13 protein-coding genes are annotated in these 19,415 nt (G+C 28.0%); all 13 read left to right on the top strand.

Annotation, left to right across the window (positions count from 1 at the left end; translation table 11 throughout):
* The first annotated feature begins 12 nt into the window (after window positions 1-12).
* The 13 genes from AYC61_RS10680 to abc-f all read left to right on the top strand — a co-directional run bounded on the left by AYC61_RS10680 (window position 13) and on the right by abc-f (window position 19,129).
* Window positions 13-471: a pyridoxamine 5'-phosphate oxidase family protein gene (locus tag AYC61_RS10680; protein WP_082759910.1), complete on the top strand. Its 459-nt coding sequence runs from the start codon at window positions 13-15 to the stop codon at window positions 469-471.
* Window positions 472-676: 205 nt separating this feature from the next.
* Complete coding sequence (locus tag AYC61_RS10675; RefSeq protein ID WP_066501610.1) at window positions 677-1,285, top strand: histidine phosphatase family protein; 609 nt, start codon at window positions 677-679, stop codon at window positions 1,283-1,285.
* Window positions 1,279-2,559 (top strand): B12-binding domain-containing radical SAM protein, encoded by a 1,281-nt coding sequence (locus AYC61_RS10670; protein WP_066501608.1) that lies wholly within the window; start codon window positions 1,279-1,281, stop codon window positions 2,557-2,559. The genes AYC61_RS10675 and AYC61_RS10670 overlap by 7 nt, the downstream gene beginning before the upstream one ends.
* Window positions 2,560-2,601: 42 nt before the next feature.
* Window positions 2,602-4,542: a PEP/pyruvate-binding domain-containing protein gene (locus AYC61_RS10665; protein WP_066501602.1), complete on the top strand. Its 1,941-nt coding sequence runs from the start codon at window positions 2,602-2,604 to the stop codon at window positions 4,540-4,542.
* The gene (locus AYC61_RS10660; protein WP_066501596.1) at window positions 4,539-5,846 is read left to right on the top strand and encodes a B12-binding domain-containing radical SAM protein; all 1,308 of its coding nucleotides are present in this window, start codon (window positions 4,539-4,541) and stop codon (window positions 5,844-5,846) included. Before AYC61_RS10665 ends, AYC61_RS10660 begins: the two co-directional genes overlap by 4 nt.
* A gap of 1 nt (window position 5,847) precedes the next feature.
* Complete coding sequence (locus AYC61_RS10655; protein WP_066501592.1) at window positions 5,848-7,434, top strand: B12-binding domain-containing radical SAM protein; 1,587 nt, start codon at window positions 5,848-5,850, stop codon at window positions 7,432-7,434.
* A 37-nt stretch (window positions 7,435-7,471) separates the two neighbouring features.
* Window positions 7,472-8,737, top strand: a complete 1,266-nt coding sequence (locus tag AYC61_RS10650) for a hypothetical protein (protein WP_066501590.1) — start codon at window positions 7,472-7,474, stop codon at window positions 8,735-8,737.
* Between the two features lie 1,210 nt (window positions 8,738-9,947).
* Entirely contained in the window at window positions 9,948-11,165 is a 1,218-nt protein-coding gene (locus AYC61_RS10645; protein WP_066501589.1) for an RtcB family protein, read from the top strand.
* Between the two features lie 216 nt (window positions 11,166-11,381).
* Window positions 11,382-12,038 (top strand): TetR/AcrR family transcriptional regulator, encoded by a 657-nt coding sequence (locus AYC61_RS10640; RefSeq protein WP_066501585.1) that lies wholly within the window; start codon window positions 11,382-11,384, stop codon window positions 12,036-12,038.
* On the top strand, window positions 12,038-12,748 hold the full coding sequence (locus tag AYC61_RS10635; RefSeq protein ID WP_066501582.1) for an ABC transporter ATP-binding protein: 711 nt from the start codon (window positions 12,038-12,040) through the stop codon (window positions 12,746-12,748). The genes AYC61_RS10640 and AYC61_RS10635 overlap by 1 nt, the downstream gene beginning before the upstream one ends.
* Window positions 12,748-15,099 carry an ABC transporter permease gene (locus AYC61_RS10630; protein WP_066501567.1) on the top strand — a complete coding sequence of 784 codons (2,352 nt, stop codon included), beginning with the start codon at window positions 12,748-12,750 and terminating at the stop codon, window positions 15,097-15,099. The genes AYC61_RS10635 and AYC61_RS10630 overlap by 1 nt, the downstream gene beginning before the upstream one ends.
* 12 nt (window positions 15,100-15,111) lie before the next feature.
* A complete protein-coding gene (locus AYC61_RS10625; RefSeq protein WP_066501564.1) occupies window positions 15,112-16,344 on the top strand; it encodes an efflux RND transporter periplasmic adaptor subunit in 1,233 nt (410 codons plus the stop codon).
* Between the two features lie 1,051 nt (window positions 16,345-17,395).
* Window positions 17,396-19,129 (top strand): ribosomal protection-like ABC-F family protein, encoded by a 1,734-nt coding sequence (gene abc-f, locus AYC61_RS10620; RefSeq protein ID WP_066501560.1) that lies wholly within the window; start codon window positions 17,396-17,398, stop codon window positions 19,127-19,129.
* The last annotated feature ends 286 nt before the right edge of the window (window positions 19,130-19,415 follow it).

The raw sequence follows: 19,415 nt of genomic DNA, 5'->3' as shown, positions 1-19,415 counted from the left end.
AATTATATTTTAATGAAAGGATTGATTACATTGAAAATGACTGATGAAATTAAACAGCTATTAGAAAAACAAAGACCTGTTCCAATAGGTACTTGTGATGCAGACTTAGATGAGGATGGAAATTGTACAGTTAACTTGATTTATGTATCATTTATAAAGGTATATGATGATGAAACAATATTGATATCAAATAATAAATTTTTCAAAACAGAGAGAAATTTATTAAAAAACAAGAATGTAACAATAGCAATTTATGATGAAGAAACGAATAAATCATTTCAGCTAAAGGGTATTGCTACTATTCACAAGGAAGGAAAAATATTTGAGGACAATGTATCTTGGGTGCAAAGTAGAAAGAAAAATATAGAACCCAAAGCGGCTGTATTAATACATATAAACAAGATATACAGCAAACATAAAAAAATGGTAGTAAATGATGACTGTATTGAATTCAGTAGACATACAATCTAAAGTACGTTGTTAGCTAATCAAGATTTAGAAGAATACTCACCGTGTTACCAAGTTCACATTCATAATAGATGAAGCTTTGCAAATAAGAAAATCCCAGCATATTAGTGTGAAGCTTCATGAATATTTCAGGTCAAACTTGGATTATATAATAAATTAATGCTTTAAAATCACAAGAATAATTATAACTCACTCTAGGAGTATAATAATGATATTTAGATTAATAATTGTAAGACATGGCGAAAGTTATGGAAACCTAAAGAGAATATATCAAGGATCAATTGATAAATATGGCTTGACTGAAAAAGGTAAAAAGCAGTCTTACTTTATTGGCGAAAGGATAAAAAAATATAAACCTAGCATAGTCATATCATCTCCATTGAAAAGAGCCTATGAGACTGCTAATTGTATACTTGAAATTTTACCGAAAGCTAAAACTTATTATATAAGTAAGCTAGTTAAGGAGTTGAATCTTGGTAAATTAGAAGGTAAAAATAAAGATTATGTAAAGCGCAGATATAAAGATGAGTTCGAAATTCTAAAGAAAAACGATTATGATTATTCAATATTTTGCGGAGAAACATTGATGTCTTCTAAAAGAAGAGCTAAAGAAGTTATAAAACAATTATCTAGTTTAGATGGAGAGACTGCTTTGATAATAACTCATGGAGGATTTATGAGGATATTGTTAGATGAGTTGCTTGATAATGATATCAAAGAGTATTCATGTAAGAATGGTTGTATTTACATACTAGAAAGAAACAACCATAAATATGAGTTATTAAAGCAGAATATATGGGGGAGGGGAGTATGGTAATAGATAAAAAGGATTTTAAAATACTACTTATGTCAATTCCAAGAGTAGTCTATGACAGAAATTTACATGATAGGTGTACAGATTTTGGGGAAACAGGTCAGTATATTATTGAAAGGTATACGGATGATTCCTCTGTTAAAGTTGATATAGTTGACTGTGCAATATTAAACTATACTTTGAGAAGTATATATAGAATGTTTGAAAAGAAATATGATTTAGTTATACTCTATACTGATTTACCTGATTCTAAGCTTACTATCAAGTTAGCTAATGCTCTAAAATATATTTCACCTAATTCTAAAGCTTTTGTTTATGGTGATGCAACCCTTACTATTCCTGTTTTCTTTAAAGAAAAACCGATAGATGCTGTACATCTTAGTGGAGATCAGGAAGCAGTTATATATCGTTATATTGAATATTTAAGAAAAGGTGACGAATCTTTATTAAAGGGTGTTAGTATTGTTCATGAAGATGGCACGTTTACTGATTATAATGGAGATATTAGAATACATCCTGATGAGTGGGCATATCCTCCTATAGAGCTATTGCCTATTGATGAATATAAAAAATTTGCTAGGGTATACAAAAATGGGTATTACACATGTTCTATATATGTATCAAAAGGCTGTAGTAATAAGTGTCAATACTGTTTATGTGGAAAAAGAGAAGGGTTTACAGATAGAAGAAGAGATGTTTTAAAGACTGTTGACTTTATTGATAAATATAAGGATAGATTTGATAGGTTTAAGTTGCATTCAGCAGATTTATTTAAAGACAAGGAATGGATAGTAAAATTTTGTGAAGAAATATTGAGAAGAAAATTGAATATTAAATGGAAGGGAACTGTTTGTCTACAATCTTTAGATATAGAAATAGCTAAATTGTGTGCTAAGGCAGGATGTTATGGATTAGGATTTGGTATAGAAACCTTCTATAAAGATGATGGTAAAGGTGTTAAGATATCTGTAAACGAGTTTGAAGAAAAAATGAAACAGATAGCTAAAATACCTATTATGTGGAAGGGATTTGTTATGCTTGGAATTGAAGGACAAAAGATTAGTGATATTGATTATACTATTGAAATTCTTAGAAAATATGGAGTTATCATTAGACCATCAACGTATACACCGTATTACAAGCTTAAAGATTTGTCAGTTGAAGAACTAAAAAGGCTAAATTTAGAAGATTGGAACAAAAAGGAATATGTTGAAGATAAAAATAGTGTTATTACACGCAAATTAATGTATAAGTATATGGGAATTTCTAGTTTTTAGCATACCGAATTTGACAAAAATGATTTATAGGTGGGTAGCAAAATGTATTGTGGAAATAAAGCAAATAGATTAAAAGAACTCGAAAAATTAGGATTTAACATTCCAAAATTTAAATCCACAGACAAGGATTTTTTTGACAGATTCCTGATTCATATAGGAATATATGAAAAAGCACAAATGTTAAGTGTAAAGAGTGCGTGGGTACATGATGGTTTTAAAAATTTATATAAATTAATAAGTAATTACAAATTAGATGAAGAACTTAAAGAAGAAATTGATGACTTAGTAAAAGATCTTAAGTTTCCATTATCAGTGAGGTCGTCAGCCTCAACGGAAGATGGTGATAGAAATTCTGCTGCTGGTGTTTTTTACACAGCGTTAAATGTATGTAAAAATGACATATATAAAGAATTAAAAAAAGTCATAGCTTCTATTTATTCAATAAATTCTACTTTAATTCTTCATGATCAAGATTTTCATCCAGATAAGTATTATATGAGTGTGATTTTTCAAGAGATGGTAGATGGTCAATGGAGTGGAGTAGCTTTTTCAGCTGATCCAATTTCAAATGACAGGAGCGTTATATTGATAGAAGCATATGAAGGTCTTGGAGATAATTTAGTTTCTGGTTTGAAAAAAAGCCATTCTGTTATAATGTCTAAAGTAGGGGATATTAGAAAAGATACAAAACTGAACCATAGATTGTTAACCGATTTAAAAAAGAATGTTTTAAAAGCAGAAGAATACTATGGATTCCCTGTTGATATTGAATGGACATATAAAGATGAGAAATTATCCATTTTGCAGTGTAGACCAATTACTAATCTATGTGATAAAGCTGAGCATGATAAATACAGTATTTTTTCTATGTCAAAGCTAGGAAAAGAGACATACCAATTATTAGGTTCGTTACAGTCTCGTTATCCTAAGTGGTTAAAGAAAGCTAAATTTTTTGATTATTGTGAAAAAAATAAAATACTAACAAATAAATGGAAAATGTTTTCATTTAGTAAAAAACATTTAAAGAATTTTAATTATGATGAAATTTTCCATGACTATCATTCCAAATATGTCAGTTATCATTTAAGTGGTCAATTAGTTAACTATGACAAAATAGAAAATATCCCTGAAAAATTCGAGGAATACACTAATTTATATAAGGACAATCAGTATTGCATTAGTATACGTGAGTATTTACCAAATCAAAAAGCAGCAATATCACAACTTAATGAAGATGGGACGATTAGAATTGAATGCGTAAATGGGAAAATGTTCTTATTAAATACTGGAGGAATCCAACCAACTATATATATACTTGATAAAGATTTCAACGTAATAAACAAGGAAATTACTGTGCAAGATTTATATATTTTTGATCAAAACAAAATAGATTCTTTTCCATCAAACAAGAAAGAACAAGTGACATTAAAGGATACCTTAATTAGGGAGATAGCGGAGAAAACTTTAAAGTTCACAGAGTTCTTTAATAGATGTAGTGTAGAGTGGTGGATATGGGATGATGTAGTATATGCAGCGGATATGTCAGTTTTGAATACGATAAATAGTGGAAATGAAGGAAAAACAATATCAAATGGAAAAGGAAAGGGACGCCTTCGTCAACTTCCAGCTATTAACGAAGAAACGATAAAAGAGTTAAGCATGTTCAGCTCCATATCAGTTGTGGATCAAAAATTTGACGTTAGCAGAATAAATATATTTAATGAAATCAAAATGCTAATTGAAGAATGGACAAGACAGGAAGATGTTATTATCTACAGTGAGTTGCCATATTTATTTTTGGCACCATTTAAGGATTTAGTAAAGGGTTTTGTATTTAAAAATGCATCTACTTTGTGTCACTTATCGTTAATTCTAAGAGAAAATAAAGTTCCAGCAATATCTTTAAAAGGTAAAGATATAACGAATTATTTAAATAAATACGTTGAACTTGACGCTATGGAAGGAACGGTGCGGTTAATATGAGAATATTATTTTTTTCATTTTATAACAAATTCGACATAGATATACATCCGGGAGTAGCAGTATTATCTGCTGCTTTGAAAAAGCATGGACACAAAACAAAGTTACAACCATATTTTTATTATGACGAAGAAATTTTTAAGAAAACATTATCTGAATTCCAACCTAATGTAATTGGTATATCAGCAACACATATGGCAGTAAGCCAAGTGAAGAAGTTAGCAAAATTTTTAAAGCAAATAACTAATGTACCAATATTATTAGGTGGGGTTTTTCCTATTTTGTCAAGTAAAGAAGCACTAAGTATTGAAGGCATAGATGCCATTTGTATAGGCGAGGGAGTAGATGGTTTATTACAATTCATTAATGGTGAAAAAACTGCTACTAATTATATTTTTAAAGATAATCCTAATGAATATAAAATAGAGAACTGGTCGAAAGAACCAATATCTGATATGGACTATGATATTTTTATCGAAGCTATGCCACCAAGTAAAAAAATTAATAAATTAGATTATTGGACAAGTTTTACTTGTGAATACGGTTGTTCTTTTTGCTGTAATAAGGAAATTCGAAGAATAACTGGATTATCCTCAAAGCCAAGACAAGATGTCAATACTGCAATAGAAAATTTACAACAACTAATTAAAAAAACCTCAGCTTCTAAAATACATTTCAGAGATCCTTTGTTTATGGGTCCAAGCGAACGGTGTTATGTTAAGGAGTTTTTGAAAGAATATTCGAAAAAAATAGCTTTGCCATATATTTGCAATCTTAGAGCCAATTCAATTGATGACGAAATTGCACAGTTGTTAAAAAAAACAGGATGCTATAAGGTTAAGATGGGACTAGAAACAGGGTCTGAAGTTATAAGAAATAAATTACTTCACAAAGCAGATACTGATGAAGATTTTATAAATGCTAGTAAAAGACTTAGAGAAGTTGATATTAAATTGTCACTTAATGCAATGATAGGTCTTGCTTATGAAACGTTAGAATCAGCTAATAGAACAATGAATTTCATACAAGAATTAAAAGCGACGAAAGTATTTCTACATATTTTCCAACCGTGGCCAGGTTTAGAATTGGATAATGAGATTCGTCAATATATAAAATATATTAAATCACCTGCTCTTAATGACATTTTAGTGGCTGGTAAAAAGGTAAAGGAATTTATGAGTGGATATAATTATGATTTTGAAAAGGCTAATAAAGAGTACATATATTATCCAGTACTTGATCAGCCACAATTTCCATTTGATTTAGCAGCAAGATTACAACGTGAATTTCATGAGAGGATTTATTAAAATGAAAATACTATTATTACATCCAGCATATAAGAATTATAAAATTACTGAACCACTAGGTATTTGCTATATAGGAGCATATTTGAAAAAAAATGGTTTTGATGTGGATTTATTTGATCCACGTATTTATAAGCTTGATTTGGATAGTACAATTCATTATCTAAAAAATAGAATTCAAAAATATGATATTTTAGGGATTACATCTTGTGATTATTATCATGATGACATTGAATTAACAGTCAATAAGATACGAGAGATTGGTTATAAAAAGCATATTACTGTAGGTGGTTATGGACCAACAACAAATCCAAATAGATTTCTACAATTAAATGTTGATTCAATCATTATAGGAGAAGGAGAAGAAACATTTTTTGAGTTATCTAAAATAATACAAGAAAACGGATGTTGGAGAAATATAAATGGAATAGGGTATAAATCATCAGATGGAGAATGTAAATATAATGAAAGAAGGCCATTGATAGATAATCTTGATAGATTGCCTTTTCCAGATAGAGGTATTTACAAGCAATTTGTTGACCAATATAAAAGCACATACATATCACCTCAAATTCAAGGGAGCAGAGGATGTTACATGGCATGTACTTTTTGTTCGACTCCTGATTATTTAAAAATGCAGCAAGGTAGAAATTATAGGGTTCGTTCGGTAAAAAATATTGTAGATGAAATAGAATTTTTATATAAAAAATATAATACTACTGACTTTGAGTTCGTTGATGATAATTTTTTACCATTGAATAAAGATTTAGCATTACAAAAGGCAAGAAAACTTAGAGATATGTTATCACATAGAAAGCTTTTAATTACATTTTTCATGCAGTGTAGACCTGAATATATAAATTCACAAATTGTTTCAACTCTTAGAGAGGCTGGACTAAGACGAATATTCGTTGGAATAGAATCTGTAAACCAAGAAGATTTAAAGATATACGGGAGAAATTATACAATTGATGTTATTAATAATTGTTTTAGAATTCTAAAAAAAGAGGGGTTTTCTACTGATTTTAATTCTAAATATAGATTTAGGTATGGGTATATAAACTTTAATCCTCTATCAACTATTAAAGGCTTACGTAAATCCGGGGAATTTTTTCATGATAATAATTTATCTTATAAGAAGCTAGTTAAAAAACTAGAATTATTTGACAACAAAAGAAAGGTATATAAAATAATAAAAGATGAATTTAAAGATTTCAGTAATGAAAATTATTTTAAAGATAAAAAAGTTGCATGTTTTTACAGAACGCTTTCCGACTATTTCAAAATATATGTAAATGAAAGGGACAAATACAGAGTAATAGAAAAGATACTTAACAAAAATGATATAGGAGATCAAAGAGAAAAAGGAATTATAAGTTCTATCAGAAAACATTTAGATGATTCAGCCTACTTATTTTACCAAGAAGGGTTAGATATATGTCAATATAATAATTATAAAAAGGAGTTACGATCTTTTCTTTCATTAAGAGTTGAAAAACTTAACAATATTATTTATAAAAATAGACCAGTACTTGAAAAATCATTTAAAGAACTAGGTGTAAATGATGATTCAAACGACATGTTTTTCTAAACGATAAATATCTATAAATTTATTAGGAGGAGATTTCTTGAGATTAAATTATAAAATTACTCATATCAATGAGAATATAAAGTTATCAAAAGAAGATTATAATGATATTATTGCTCAAGTTAGTTGGCAGAAGACGCCTAGCTTTTTCACCCCTGGTAGGACGGGTTGGTACAAATTAAAGCAACCAATAAATATAGGAGAGGGAGTTTATGTAAAGGCAGCGAAATTAAAAGGAGTTGGAGTGTGGAATCCTGATGGGAGACATGCAAAAAAAGCTGAAGTTGTGCCAATACCACCAACGGATAAAACATATTTAAGAGAGGCTCCCCATTTTGGATTTGATATTGATGGAAAAATAAAATTAATTCATTCAGAAGATGCACCTTACGGTGGCATATGTCATCATAGAGCAGTTCAAGAATATGAAAATGCTCAAATTTTACAAAAAAATAATGTGTATTCGATTTTACCGTATATGGTAATTGAATATCCAGATTTATACTTCCATAATAAAAAATTAGGAGTAGCAATAAGTCTTTCTACATCGTCTGAACCATATAGATTTCTTCAATTGGGGTGGAACTATAAGTATGTTGATGCAAAACTACAAAGCTTTTATGAAGAAATAAAAGAAATTTTTGGTATAGGAAGCTCACTAGAAAAGCAAGAGGGAAAGTTAGAATTATCTAAGATAATAGGACAGCAATTTGGTAGAGCTGTACGTGGTTTAACAGAATCAGGGTTGTTTATACATTCAGGCGGATGGGAGAACATACAGTTTTGTTTTCAAAGGAAAAATATTCTTTTAACAGATCTTGATTCAACAAAACGAATAGAGATAATCCCAGATAAGATGAAGGCAATTCAAGGTTTAAGAGATTTTATCAGTAATTTATATCGATATGTAAACAAATTGTATTATCCTAAGGCAATAAGTGTATATCAATTAGATGTCTTATTGCAATATGATGTTATATTAAGTTTAATGAAGGGTTATTTTTATGATCTTGAAGAAGAATCATTAAAAGAAGTATCAGATAAAATATGGAAATATTTCGCATTTTATTTTTACCAATTTAGAAGATTAGGCGATCGGTTGATGGATATGCCAAAAGAGTTAAGAAAAAGTTTGAAATTTGAATTTGATGTATTTTATTTATTGTGTCTAAATTTATTATATCCCTTATTTTTAAAAACTAACTCAAATACAATAAACCATTTAAGCCTTTCAACTGATGAATTATTGACTAATACAAAAGAATATCTTGGTAGTAGATTTAATTATTTATCATTATATCTTTAATATTTGCACATTAAAATATGGCATACCAAAATGAGGTTACGAGGAAATGTAAAACAGTCTTATATAACAAAAAAGGACAGAGCTTAAAAATAGAAATGTACTTTTTTTAGTGCATGACAAAATTAATTATAAATATCAGTTATGTTATAAAGAAATTTTGACTTAGCGTAACAGAAATAAAGGATAAAGAGCTTATTATATCAAGATTGTATAAAATTAAATAAGTGAATAATCTCCATAGATATTTTTTAAAAGGAAACAAAACAAAAACAGCAGTTGTAGGTATGATGGTGAAATCATAGATTATAAGTTTTCATTTGAAGGCAAGCATATGATAGTAAGATTATCAATAAAATGGATATTTCAGATGAACATAGACTATATGCAAGAAAAGAATTTGATGAGTTACTAAACTCTATAAAACCGTGTACTGCAGGAATGTAAAATAAGTTCGAATAAATGAAAATCGAATGAAATAGAAATAAGGGTAATTATGATTATGTAAAAACTAATTATTATTGCCTTTATTAGTTAAAGTTATTTATTTGATTGAGTAAAAAACTCACAGAATATAAAAGTTAACAGGTTTCAAGATTAAAATTTTATACTTAAAATATTAGCTAAGAGTGTATAATAAACGGTGTAAACTTCATGGAGATTACACCGTTTATTAGTCATAAAGACGAAAAAGTTATAGAAATAATGAAATAAGTAAGTATAATACCCTATTATCATATTAAAAAATATAAATATTTATTTATGATTAATATTATTAATAGTCTTAATTAAAGCCATACAAAATGCGCTTAAAATACTAGTACAAAATATAATAACTAATTGTAAGGAATCTGCACTTTTACTAAAAAAAAAAAACAATATAACAAATATTATCTTCTATATATTTATCCATAGTAATACCTCCATTAAGATTAATGAAACAATTTATAATGTACGAATCAATTAAAAGATGACTACTACATAATATATTACAATAATAAATATTACCATATAAAATATAAAACGAATAAAATACCACTTAATAACATTAAAATATCTCCTACTCATTTTATTAAAATATTTTAATAAAAACGAGAGAGTAATTCTTATAAAAATAATTGAATTTTATATATACAATATGATAAGCTTAAAAAAATAGTAGTAGATTTTGGGAAAATAGCTGATGATGTTCTACAAATCAAAGGAGGAAAACATGATTGAATTAAAAGGAAAATATACTACAGCCAAAGTATTTACTGATAATATTGACGATGAAACTACTTCACAAATTATAAAATTATGTAATCAACCTTTTGTGGAAAATAGTAAAATAAGAATTATGCCTGATACGCATGCTGGCAAAGGTTGCGTTATAGGTTTTACCGCGAATTTGGGAGATAAAGTTATTCCAAATATCGTAGGAGTAGATATTGGATGCGGAATGTTATGTGCTAAATTGGGTAAAACCCATATAGATTTAAAACAATTAGATGAAATAATTAACCACAATATTCCGTGTGGTCAAAATGTACATGAAGGAAGAATTGTAAAATTTCACAAATTACAAGAATTACATTGTTACAGAGAACTAAAAAATACAAAGAGAATTGAAAGAAGTATTGGTACTTTAGGTGGAGGAAATCATTTTATTGAAGTAAATAAAGATAAAAATAATAATTTATATTTAGTTATTCATTCAGGGAGTAGAAATTTAGGTAAACAAGTAGCTGAATATTATCAAAAAATCGCTATTGATTTGTGTAGTGGTAAAGAAGATTTTTATATTAAAAGAGATGAAATTATTAAGAACTATAAACGAGAAGGAAGAAGAAAAGAAATACAAAAAGAATTGATAGAACTAAAAAAGAGATATGATATGTTACAACCAGAATATCCAAAAGAACTATGTTTTTTAATAAAAGAATGGAGAAATGAATACTTACATGATATGAAAATATGCCAAGAATATGCTAATCTAAATAGAGAAATAATGGCAGATATAATATTAAATAAAGTTTTTAAAAAAGCATTAAAAGATTTTGAGTATTTTCAAACTATACACAATTATATAAATTTTAAAGATAATATTATTAGAAAAGGAAGTATATCAGCTTATAAAGGTGAAAAAGTTATAATCCCAATTAATATGAGAGATGGTAGTATTATTGCATTAGGAAAAGGAAATGAAGATTGGAATTATTCAGCACCTCATGGAGCTGGTAGATTAATGAGTAGATCAAAAGCTATAGCTAATATTAACTTAGATGAGTATAAAGAAAGTATGAAAGATATTTATACTACATCAGTAAAAGAATCTACTATTGATGAAGCACCAATGGCTTATAAACCAATAGATGAAATTATTAAAAATATAAAAGATTCAGTTGATATTATTGATATCATTAAGCCTATATATAATTTCAAGGCATAAGAATATTATAGATTCATAGAATCATACATTTAATAGACTAACAGAAATTGATATAAAACTGAACATTGAATTATAGAAATAATTTTTTCTATTGTGAAATTATTCTAGTTGACATTATCATAGCGTCACTATTGACAAATAAAATTCATGGATATATAATGAAATCATATATACTAGACTGCGCGGTCTACTGTTATTTTATAGGAGTGAAATTGATTGCAAGATAAGATTAATATGATAAAAAAAGAAAATTTATTTAAAATTGCTTTAGAAGAATTTATTGATAAGGGGTATAATAATGCTTCACTAAATAATATTTTAAAACGAGCAGAGATAAGTAAAGGGTCTTTTTACTATCATTTTAATAATAAGAAGCAGCTTTATTTATACCTTTTTAGAAACCTACATAATATAGAACATGAATACATTGATAAATGGAAACTTCAAAACAATATTAATTATGAAGAGTTAAATTTTTTTGAGATATTAAAGCTTGAGGGCAGCATAGGAATCGAAATTTGCACAAAATATCCAAAATATTATCAATTTTGGAGAAGTATGTATGAGGAAAAAAATCCTGAAGTAAGAGAAATTATTGATGAAGAAATGCAAAAGTTAATAAAAGAAGGTCATGCGAAAGATTATTTTGGACCTCTTATAGAAGAAGGATTTAGAAAAAAAGATTTTAGACAAGATTTATCCAAAAAATTTATAAATAGGCTATTAAATGATTCGATGATAAACTTTTTTAATTGCTTTGTTAAAAATGATGAGGATTTAGATATAGAAAAAATCACTCAAAATTATGAAAATTATGTAGATTTTTTAGAGAGAGGATTAGGTGAGACTAATAAGGGGGGAGGTAATAAATAATGGATCAAAAGGTACTATTAAGAGTAGAAAAACTTAGTAAGTATTATCAAATGGGAGAAGTAACTGTAAAGGCATTACAAGAAGTATCCTTTGATATAAATGAAGGAGAATTCGTTGTCATACTTGGACCTAGTGGATCGGGTAAAAGTACCTTATTAAATATCCTTGGTGGAATGGATAAACCTACAAAAGGGACAGTTTTTCTAGAGAAAAAAGAGATTACTGGATATAGCGAAAAACAGCTAACATATTATCGAAGGGAAAAAATAGGATTTGTATTTCAATTTTATAATCTCATGGCTAATTTAACCTCTAAAGAAAATGTGGAGCTAGCAACAGAAATATGTAAAGATGCTCTCGATATAGATACAGTTCTTGTAAATGTTGGTTTAGGAGAAAGAAAAGATCATTTTCCATCTCAATTAAGTGGTGGAGAACAGCAGAGAGTAGCAATTGCCAGAGCAGTTGCAAAAAATCCTCTCATTCTTTTATGTGATGAACCAACTGGAGCATTGGATTACAAAACAGGAATAGCTATACTTTCACTGCTTAGCAAAATAAACAGAGATTATAAAAAAACAATCTTAGTAATAACTCACAATGCTCCTATTGCTCAAATGGCAGATAGAGTCATCAGAATGAGGAGTGGAAAAATCGTAGAGAATAAAGAAAATAAAAATCCAATGGATCCTGAAAGGATTGAATGGTAATGAAAAAAATAAATACAAGATTGATTAGACTTATAAAAGGCTCATATGGGCAGTTTATAGCAATAATAGTTGTTATAGCAGTAGGATTATTGGTATACACAGCTATGAAAATGTCAGCATTAAATTTAGAAAGTACATTAAATGAATATTATGAAATGACAAACTTTGCGGATATAAATGCTGAAGTGGTTAAAATATCCAGTAAGGCAGTTGACGATTTAAAAAACAAATATGGAATTACAAATGCTCAAGGAAGAGTAATTTCTGATGTTCCATTAAAGGTTAAGAATAATAACGAAAAGGTAACTGTTAGGGTTGTGTCTGTACCAAATAGTAATGAAAGAATAAACGATATTTATTTGATACAGGGAGAGGAAATAAAAAATAAAAATAAGGAAATATTAGTTATTCAACAATTTGCTACAGCAAGAAATATATCCGTTGGGGATACATTAAAACTACAAATAAATGCAAAACAATACAATTTAAGGGTTGCAGGTATAGTAGCCAGCCCAGAGTATATATATCTTATGGAAAATGAACAAAGTCTTTTGCCTCTTCCAGAAAAATTCGGTGTTGCTTTTGTAGCCGATGAGTTTGCAAGACAAAGCTTTGGTTTTGGAAACAACTACAATGAAGTAACTATAAGTGTAAAAGATGAAAAGGATATAGATAAAATTAAGGATAAACTAGAAAAGGTTCTAAAGGATTATGGTGTCAAAAGGATTATAGTAAAAGAAAATCAGCTAAGTAACAGAATGATTTCAGAAGAAATAAAGCAGCTTAAATCTATGTCGAAGGTTATACCTGTTATTTTTCTTGGCATTGCAGCCCTGATAATTGCTGTAATGATATCGAGAATGGTGAAAAAAGACAGAATTTCAATTGGAGTCTTGAAAGCATTGGGGTATAAAAACATAGATATTATCATGCATTATACAAAATATTCTTTAGCTATTGGTATTATAGGAGCTATTATTGGAACAAATCTAGGGACGTTATTAGCTGGGGCTATGACAAAATTGTATCTACAGTATTTTAACATACCAATACTTAAGGTGAATTTTTACTATAGATATACCATAATTGCAATATTGCTTTCAAGTGCTTTTTGTATAGTAGCAGGTTTATATGGGAGCAAGAAAATATTAAAAATACTTCCAGCTGAATCTATGAGACCAGAAGCTCCTAAATCGGGTAAGAGAATTTTAATTGAGAGGATAAAGTTTCTTTGGAATAAGTTCTCTTTTAGTTGGAAAATGGTAATGAGGAATATATTTAGAAGTAAGAAGCGATTTTTATTTGTATTAGTTGGTATTTCATTAACCTTTGGAATGTTGTTTTTGACATTTTGTCAATTTAATGCTTTCTTTCATATGTTTGAAAAGCATTATGGGGATTTTCAAAGAATGGAATATAATATTAACTTTTCTAAACCCATGAACAAAGATGTAGTAAGAGAACTTGAGCAAATAATAGATATAGATTACATTGAACCAAAGATTGAGTTTCCATTTGAAGTAAAAAACGGTTGGAAGAGTAAAGTAGTTAATATAATTGGTGTAAAAGAAGATACTAGCTTTTATAATTTTGAAAATATGAACAATAAAAAAATTAACTTGCCAGATAAAGGGATAGTTATTACAGAAAATCTTTCAAAGTATCTTGGAATAACGAAGGGAGATATGATAACAATTAATAGCTTTATTCCAAATAGAGAAGATGTTAAGCTGGAGGTTAAGGATATAATTCAGCAAAATTTAGGTATTAATGCATATATGAAAATTGAAGAAATGAATGAAACACTATTAGATAAGGAATTAATAACCGGAGTTTATTTCAATTCAGATGACAATGTAAAGAAAAAACTTAATAATCTAAAGAATATTAGTAGTTTACAATCTCTTGAGGATATGGAAAATGTATTTAAGCAGTTTCTAAACTTAACTTATATATCTATTGGTATTCTCATTATATTTTCAGGTATATTAGGGTTTGCAGTAGTATATAACACAACAGTAATGAGTATAGCAGAGAGAAGACTTGAGTTTTCTTCACTAAGGGTTATGGGATTTTCAAGAAAAGAAATTTTTTGGATGATCGTTAAAGAAAATTTATTAATGACATGCTTTGGAATATTAGTTGGAATTCCTATCGGTATAGTTTTTATTAGAGGTGTTGAAAATGCACTCAGTAATGATTTATATACACTCAGAGCAGTTATAAGTATTGATATATATATTTATTCTATTATATCTACAGTATTTTTTGTAATAGCTGCACAGTTGTTTACGATGAAAAAAATCTATAAGCTTGACTTCATGGAAGCTCTTAAGAGCAGAATTTCATAGGAGGTGTGAGGATTGAAGAAAAAAGCTATTGTAATAGCATTAATAATTGTAGTAATCGCCGCTAGTGTGTATTTTAAAATCCAAAATGATAATACACTAGCAGTAGAAACATTTAAGGTAAATAAGGGAGAAATATCCGAGTATATTGAAGAAACTGGTACTGTAAAATCAAAGAAACAGAGAACTATTTATACAAAAGCTATGGGAGAAGCAAGAGGGATAAATATTGATGAAGGAGATCGTGTAAAAAAAGGAGATATATTATTAGAAATAGATGCTGAGAAAATAAATCTTGAAATAAACTCAGTGCAAGCCGAAATTGATGGTTTAAGAGCAGTATACAAGGAAGCAGTAAAACCCGTTGATAAATCAATGATAGAAAAGGCTAATGCAAATGTAGAATCTATGAAGGTTAAAGTAGATGAAGCTAAAAGAAATTTTGATAGTAGTAAAAAGCTTTATGAAGATGGTGCCTTGAGTCTTAATGAATACAAGAGTGCACAAAATAATCTAACATTTCAAAAAAATGCATTAGTAATAGCAGAAAATGAATTGAAGTTGCTGAAAGAAGGAGTATCAGGTAACATTAAAAATCAATATCAAGCACAGATAGCAGCATTAGTATACAAAAAAGAAATTTTAGAGAAAAATAGAGAAAATTATGTAATAACATCTCCTATTGATGGAATTATAACAGACATTTTCATTAAAGAAGGGTCTTATTTGCAACCTGGTATGAGCGTCATAGAAATTAGTGGTACAAATGATTTATATATAGAAGTAGATGTTTTAGCAAGCGAAGTGAGTTCAATTAAAAAGGATGGCATAGTAATAGCTTATAGTGATGAACTTGGAATAGATGAATTAAGTGGAAAAGTTGATAAGATATATCCAAAGGCTTTTAGTAAGATATCAGATTTAGGAATCCAGCAAAAGAGAGTTAGGGTAGATGTAGATATACAAAACATATCACAACTTCGTATAGGCTACGATATAGATACTAAATTTAGGTTGTGGTCTAAGAATGATGTATTACTTGTGCCAGATAATACAGTATTTGAGCTTAATGACGCGAAATATGTTTTTATAGTAGAAGATGATAAGGCTAAATTAAAAAAGATTGAAATAGGATTAGAAGGCGAAGATTATATTGAGGTTAAGTCAGGGTTAAATGAAGGTGATATAGTCATAATTTCTCCTAATGAAGATATAAAAGAAGGTATTAATATCAAAGAGAAAAAATAGTGTTATAGGTATCCTTAAATGTTATAATAATTGATGATGTGAGTAAAAATCGGTGTAAGCTTTTAAACGTTGCACCGATTTTACAACTTATTGATTTTTAATGAAATAATAAAATCATAAACTAGATAATATTAGCATAAAAAATATTAGTTCTATAATAGTGCAAAAACACTAGAAAAATATTACAATTTAAATTAGCCTATGCTTTACAATTTTTTATAGTAAAGATTAAATTATTTAAATTTGTTTTAACTCTCTTGTATATGATGATGGAGCCATGCAGGAATCTTTCTCGTCACGGTGGTGTACATGTTTTTTCTGATTTGAAGTGGAAGGAAAAAACATGCGCACCAATGTTCCTTAGAAAGAAACCCTACATGTCTCCTAGTAACTACATTGGTTGCTAGATAATATTGTTAACTAAATGGATAGTTTAGTATAAAATGTATTTTATATTGCACCTTTATAGTTAGTTAATATAAGAAATAATTTGTACCATTTTTGCTAAATGCATTTTGAATTTTAGTTATGAATAAAAAGTAGAAAATAAAAACAAAATAAAATACTAGATGATAAAATCTTAACACTGATTATTCATGAGGTTATTAGTAGTTTCATTAAAAGTACTTGACACCCATAATTTACTACAATATAATAAAATTAGATAGTAAAATTATGTTTAAAAGGAGAAAAAGATGAAGTATTTGTTCTTAGTTAAATAATATTAATTAAATATTGATGTTTAAAAGAAAATGTCTATAGATACAGGTGGAGTGTGCCTTTTTTTATAGATGTAGATTTTAGACATATCTATAAACTAAGAACATTACTTAAGTTTCTATAATAATATGATATAAAAGCTATGCTGCTTAGGCATACTTTTAAATAAAATGCTGGATATCTGTAGGTGTATTCTATATATTTATTTTTAATTAAATAAATTTTGATTTTTTATGATATTGAGTAGTTTGTTGAGATAAAAACTGTAGGTGAATTAATGTTCATTTACAGTTTTTTATTTTTTGATTAAGAAAGGTATGAGGTGATTATTATGTCAATTTTAATGAATTGTGTTGGTATAAAAAAAGATTTTGGAGAGCAAAAGGTTTTAAAAGATATAAATTTTGAAATAAAATTAGGAGATAGAATAGGTCTAGTAGGAAATAATGGAGCTGGGAAAACCACATTAGCTAATATAATATATGGTAATATAAAACAGGATGAGGGAAATATTATGTGGAGTTATAAGGAAGTGAAAATAGGCTATCTACTACAATCAACCTTTTATAGAGCTAAAACAATTAATGATATGTATGCAAATGATAAAGAGTGTATAACATCTTTTTTACAAGCAACAAGCCAGTTAGGCATGGATAAGGTAAAGGATTGGAATCAAGAAAAATTCGGTGAGTTAAGTGGCGGGGAGAAAACTAAATTAGCATTAGCCAATATATGGACTGCAAAGCCCAATTTACTGATTTTAGATGAACCAACTAATCATTTGGATTTTCAAGGAATTTGCTGGTTAATTGATGAGATAAAAAAATATGATGGGACAATTATTATTATTTCTCATGATAGATATTTTCTTGATGAGACTGTAGGTAGAATTTTGGAAATTGAAGATGGTGTAACTACAAGTTATAAAGGTAATTATACTTGCTATAGAGATGAAAAGAAACGTAGATATCAAAGTCAACTAAAGGCTTATATCAATCAGGAAAAATATATAAAGAAAATTGAAAAAGATATAGATAGGCTGAAAACTTGGTCAGATAAATCTCATAGAGGAGCAAGTAAAAAAGCAGAAAAAGCAGGTAGAAAATTTGGAGGTAAAGAATTTTATAGAGTAAAGGCAAAGAAAAAAGATAAGCAAGTAAAGTCGAAATTGAAAAGACTTGAAAAAATCGAATTAGAAGGAATAAAAAAACCAAAAGAAGAAAAAGAAATCGATTTTGTATTTAATAATGCTGAGAAGAAAGGAAAAAGAGTTATAGAAGCTTTAAATATAACTAAGGTTTATGGAGATAAAGTTTTGTTTAGAGACAGCTGTTTTTATATTCAGAGAGGTGATAAAATTGGGTTATATGGAGCAAATGGATGTGGTAAGACAACTTTAATAAAAGCTATAATTGGAGAGAAAAAATTAGATGAAGGTCATATGTTTTTAAGCTCATCGGCAAAAATATCATATATAAGTCAGGATGTATTGGATTTAGATGGAGATAGCTTGGTTATAGAATTGTTTGATATTACATCAAGGGAAAAGTCGAGTAAGGTAAAAACATTATTAGCCAACTTGGGATTTACCGAATCTATGATAAAAAAACAGGTCAAAAATTTAAGCCTTGGTGAAAGAACTAGAGTTAAAGTAGCACAACTAATATTAAATAATAATAGTATTCTTATTCTAGATGAGCCAACAAATCACTTAGATTTAAATTGTAGAGAAAAACTAGAAGAAGCACTTGAGAATTATAATGGAACTATTATAATTGTATCTCATGATAGATATATGTTAGAAAGGATCTGTGATAAATTATTAGTATTTGAAAATGAAGAAGTCAAAAGAATAGAGTGTAGTTTTAAGGAGTATATAGAAAAAACTAAAAAAGAAAATAATGATAAAGATAAAGTTGATGAGAATCTAATTGTAGAAACTAGGATGGCTTATATATTAGGCGAATTGAGTAAATATACACCAGAAGATCCTGAATATCAAAAATTAGATTCTGAATTTAATGATTTGGTTGAGAAAAAAAAGAGAATAGGTGGCGCTCAATAGTACATTTGGGTAAAAATGAAAGTTGTATTGATAATGATATTGCATTGAATTTATAATACAAGATGCACTTAAAAAGTAGTCTATAGACAGTGTGCAGATGATTTAAAGCAGTTAATTATGTGCATTTGTTTGCATCTAGTATAATTAATTAGAGATACTAGATATTTAAATGCAAGAGATAAGTAATTAATAAATAAAGATTAATTTTTAAATAAGTTGAAAATCAAATGAATGTCTACATTAGATAAATAATGTAGACATTTTATTAATTTTATACAAATAGTAT

Origin of the sequence: Abyssisolibacter fermentans (assembly GCF_001559865.1) — a bacterium.
In the GTDB taxonomy this organism is placed as follows: domain Bacteria; phylum Bacillota; class Clostridia; order Tissierellales; family MCWD3; genus Abyssisolibacter; species Abyssisolibacter fermentans.
This window is presented reverse-complemented; position numbering and strand designations above follow the sequence as displayed.

Excerpts from the sequence above, each read along its gene's own strand:
- AYC61_RS10680 (WP_082759910.1), top strand. The coding sequence starts at position 13 with ATGAAAGGATTGATTACATTGAAAATGACTGATGAAATTAAACAGCTA.
- AYC61_RS10675 (WP_066501610.1), top strand. The coding sequence starts at position 677 with ATGATATTTAGATTAATAATTGTAAGACATGGCGAAAGTTATGGAAAC.
- AYC61_RS10670 (WP_066501608.1), top strand. The coding sequence starts at position 1,279 with ATGGTAATAGATAAAAAGGATTTTAAAATACTACTTATGTCAATTCCA.
- AYC61_RS10665 (WP_066501602.1), top strand. The coding sequence starts at position 2,602 with ATGTATTGTGGAAATAAAGCAAATAGATTAAAAGAACTCGAAAAATTA.
- AYC61_RS10660 (WP_066501596.1), top strand. The coding sequence starts at position 4,539 with ATGAGAATATTATTTTTTTCATTTTATAACAAATTCGACATAGATATA.
- AYC61_RS10655 (WP_066501592.1), top strand. The coding sequence starts at position 5,848 with ATGAAAATACTATTATTACATCCAGCATATAAGAATTATAAAATTACT.
- AYC61_RS10645 (WP_066501589.1), top strand. The coding sequence starts at position 9,948 with ATGATTGAATTAAAAGGAAAATATACTACAGCCAAAGTATTTACTGAT.
- AYC61_RS10635 (WP_066501582.1), top strand. The coding sequence starts at position 12,038 with ATGGATCAAAAGGTACTATTAAGAGTAGAAAAACTTAGTAAGTATTAT.
- AYC61_RS10630 (WP_066501567.1), top strand. The coding sequence starts at position 12,748 with ATGAAAAAAATAAATACAAGATTGATTAGACTTATAAAAGGCTCATAT.
- abc-f (WP_066501560.1), top strand. The coding sequence starts at position 17,396 with ATGTCAATTTTAATGAATTGTGTTGGTATAAAAAAAGATTTTGGAGAG.